The 3,419-nt window shown below is 57.2% G+C and carries 2 rRNA genes; both read left to right on the top strand.

Features of this window, described 5'->3' with window-relative positions:
* Window positions 1-107 precede the first annotated feature (107 nt).
* A 23S ribosomal RNA gene (locus NLX85_RS32865) occupies window positions 108-3,215 on the top strand.
* Window positions 3,216-3,290: 75 nt separating this feature from the next.
* Window positions 3,291-3,407: ribosomal RNA gene (gene rrf / locus NLX85_RS32860) — 5S ribosomal RNA — on the top strand.
* The last annotated feature ends 12 nt before the right edge of the window (window positions 3,408-3,419 follow it).

The following is a 3,419-nucleotide window of genomic DNA, read 5'->3' as shown; positions in this document are numbered from 1 at the left end:
CCTGGCCCCGCATACCGGATCCCCTGAGGGGGTTGCAGGTGTGGGGCGGAGCGGGTTGTGGGTTGGTCGTTTGTTGAGAATTGCACAGTGGACGCGAGCATCTTTGTGGTCAAGTTGTCAAGGGCGAACGGTGGATGCCTTGGCACCAGGAGCCGATGAAGGACGTGGGAGGCCGCGATAGGCCTGGGGGAGCTGTCAACCAAGCTGTGATCCCAGGGTGTCCGAATGGGGAAACCCGGCACCAGTCATGTGGTGTCACCCACACCTGAACACATAGGGTGTGTGGGGGGAACGCGGGGAAGTGAAACATCTCAGTACCCGTAGGAAGAGAAAACAACAAGTGATTCCGTGAGTAGTGGCGAGCGAAAGCGGATGTAGGCTAAACCGGCTGCGTGTGATACCTGTCAGGGGTTGCGTGGTCGGGGTTGTGGGACCCTGCTGAGCGAGCTGACACTCGTTCGAGAAGTTACAAAGTCAGTGGCTAGTCGAACAGTCTGGAATGGCTGACCGTAGACGGTGAAAGTCCGGTAGGTGAAAGTTGCTGACCTTCTGTGGGTGTTCCCGAGTAGCGGCGGACCCCTGAAATCTGCCGTGAATCTGCCAGGACCACCTGGTAAGCCTAAATACTTCCTGGTGACCGATAGCGGACAAGTACCGTGAGGGAATGGTGAAAAGTACCCCGGGAGGGGAGTGAAATAGTACCTGAAACCGTTCGCCTACAATCCGTCGGAGCCTTGCGGGGTGACGGCGTGCCTTTTGAAGAATGAGCCTGCGAGTTAGTGGCATGTGGCGAGGTTAACCCGTGTGGGGGAGCCGTAGCGAAAGCGAGTCTGAATAGGGCGATTCAGTCGCATGCTCTAGACCCGAAGCGGAGTGATCTAGCCATGGGCAGGCTGAAGCGCGGGTAAGACCGCGTGGAGGGCCGAACCCACCAACGTTGAAAAGTTGGGGGATGACCTGTGGTTAGGGGTGAAAGGCCAATCAAACTCCGTGATAGCTGGTTCTCCCCGAAATGCATTTAGGTGCAGCGTCGCGTGTTTCTTGCCGGAGGTAGAGCACTGGATGGTCTAGGGGGCCCACAAGCTTACCGAAATCAGCCAAACTCCGAATGCCGGTAAGTGAGAGCGCGGCAGTGAGACTGCGGGGGATAAGCTTCGTAGTCGAGAGGGAAACAGCCCAGATCACCAGCTAAGGCCCCTAAGCGTGTGCTAAGTGGAAAAGGATGTGGGGTCGCATAGACAACCAGGAGGTTGGCTTAGAAGCAGCCACCCTTTAAAGAGTGCGTAATAGCTCACTGGTCAAGTGGTTCCGCGCCGACAATGTAGCGGGGCTCAAGCACACCGCCGAAGCTGTGGCATTCACATTTCAACCTCGCTTGGACTTGATTCCTTGTGCAGGTGTGTGGATGGGTAGGGGAGCGTCGTGCCGCGAGTGAAGCAACGGGGTGACCTAGTTGTGGACGCGGCACGAGTGAGAATGCAGGCATGAGTAGCGAAAGAAGGGTGAGAAACCCTTCCGCCGGATGACCAAGGGTTCCAGGGCCAGGCTAATCCGCCCTGGGTGAGTCGGGACCTAAGGCGAGGCCGAGAGGCGTAGTCGATGGACAACGGGTTGATATTCCCGTACCCGCGAAAGAGCGACCCTGACGAACCTCGTTGTGCTAACCACCCAAACCATCCAAAGTCTTCGGACTGCGGATGGGGAGCGTGGGAACCTGGCGGGTAGTAGTCAAGCGATGGGGTGACGCAGGAAGGTAGCTGAGCCCGGCCGGTGGTTGTGCCGGGGTAAGCGTGTAGGCCGTGCCGTAGGCAAATCCGCGGCGCATATAGGCTGAGACGTGATGCCGAGCCGATTCAGGTGAAGTCAGTGATCCTATGCTGCCGAGAAAAGCCTCTAGCGAGTTCTTAGCGGCCCGTACCCCAAACCGACACAGGTGGTCAGGTAGAGAATACCGAGGCGATCGGGCGAACTGTGGTTAAGGAACTCGGCAAATTGCCCCCGTAACTTAGGGAGAAGGGGGGCCGGAGACGTGAAGCCCCGCGCGGGTGGAGCGTTGTATGGCCGCAGAGAGCAGGGGGAAGCGACTGTTTACTAAAAACACAGGTCCATGCGAAGAAGTAATTCGATGTATATGGACTGACGCCTGCCCGGTGCTGGAACGTTAAGGGGACCTGTTAGCTCTTCGGGGCGAAGCGGAGAACTTAAGCGCCAGTAAACGGCGGTGGTAACTATAACCATCCTAAGGTAGCGAAATTCCTTGTCGGGTAAGTTCCGACCTGCACGAATGGCGTAACGACTTCCCCACTGTCTCAACCACAGGCCCGGCGAAATTGCATTACGAGTAAAGATGCTCGTTACGCGCGGCAGGACGGAAAGACCCCGGGACCTTTACTATAGCTTGACATTGGTACTTGAGTTAGCTTGTGTAGGATAGGTGGGAGCCGGTGAACCATCAACGCCAGTTGGTGGGGAGGCAATCTTGAAATACCACTCTGGTTGATTTGGGTATCTAACTTCGGACCGTTATCCGGTTCAGGGACAGTGTCTGGTGGGTAGTTTAACTGGGGCGGTTGCCTCCTAAAGGGTAACGGAGGCGCCCAAAGGTTCCCTCAGCCTGGTTGGCAATCAGGTGTTGAGTGCAAGTGCACAAGGGAGCTTGACTGTGAGACTGACAGGTCGAGCAGGGACGAAAGTCGGGACTAGTGATCCGGCACTGGCATGTGGAAGCGGTGTCGCTCAACGGATAAAAGGTACCCCGGGGATAACAGGCTGATCTTCCCCAAGAGTCCATATCGACGGGATGGTTTGGCACCTCGATGTCGGCTCGTCGCATCCTGGGGCTGTAGCAGGTCCCAAGGGTTGGGCTGTTCGCCCATTAAAGCGGTACGCGAGCTGGGTTTAGAACGTCGTGAGACAGTTCGGTCCCTATCCGCCGTGCGCGTAGGATACTTGAGAAGGGCTGTCCCTAGTACGAGAGGACCGGGACGGACGAACCTCTGGTGTGCCAGTTGTCCCGCCAGGGGCACGGCTGGTTAGCTACGTTCGGAAGGGATAACCGCTGAAAGCATCTAAGCGGGAAGCTCGCTTCAAGATGAGGTATCCCACCCACTTTGTGGGGTAAGGCCCCCAGCTAGACGACTGGGTTGATAGGCCGGAAATGTAAGCCCGGTAACGGGTTCAGTTGACCGGTACTAATAGGCCGAGGACTTGACTACCAAGCTGCTACGCGTCCACTGTGCAACTCTGAACAAGCGAACAGCCTGTGGGTTGTTTTGACATGTTCATAGAGTTACGGCGGTCATGGCGGAGGGGAAACGCCCGGTCACATTCCGAACCCGGAAGCTAAGCCCTCCAGCGCCGATGGTACTGCACTCGGGAGGGTGTGGGAGAGTAGGACACCGCCGGACAATCTTCCAGTC

The organism is Micromonospora sp. A3M-1-15, assembly GCF_024213425.1.
GTDB classification, from domain to species: domain Bacteria; phylum Actinomycetota; class Actinomycetes; order Mycobacteriales; family Micromonosporaceae; genus Micromonospora; species Micromonospora chersina.
Note: the sequence above shows the minus strand (reverse complement) of the source record. Positions and strands in the feature narration are given on the sequence as shown.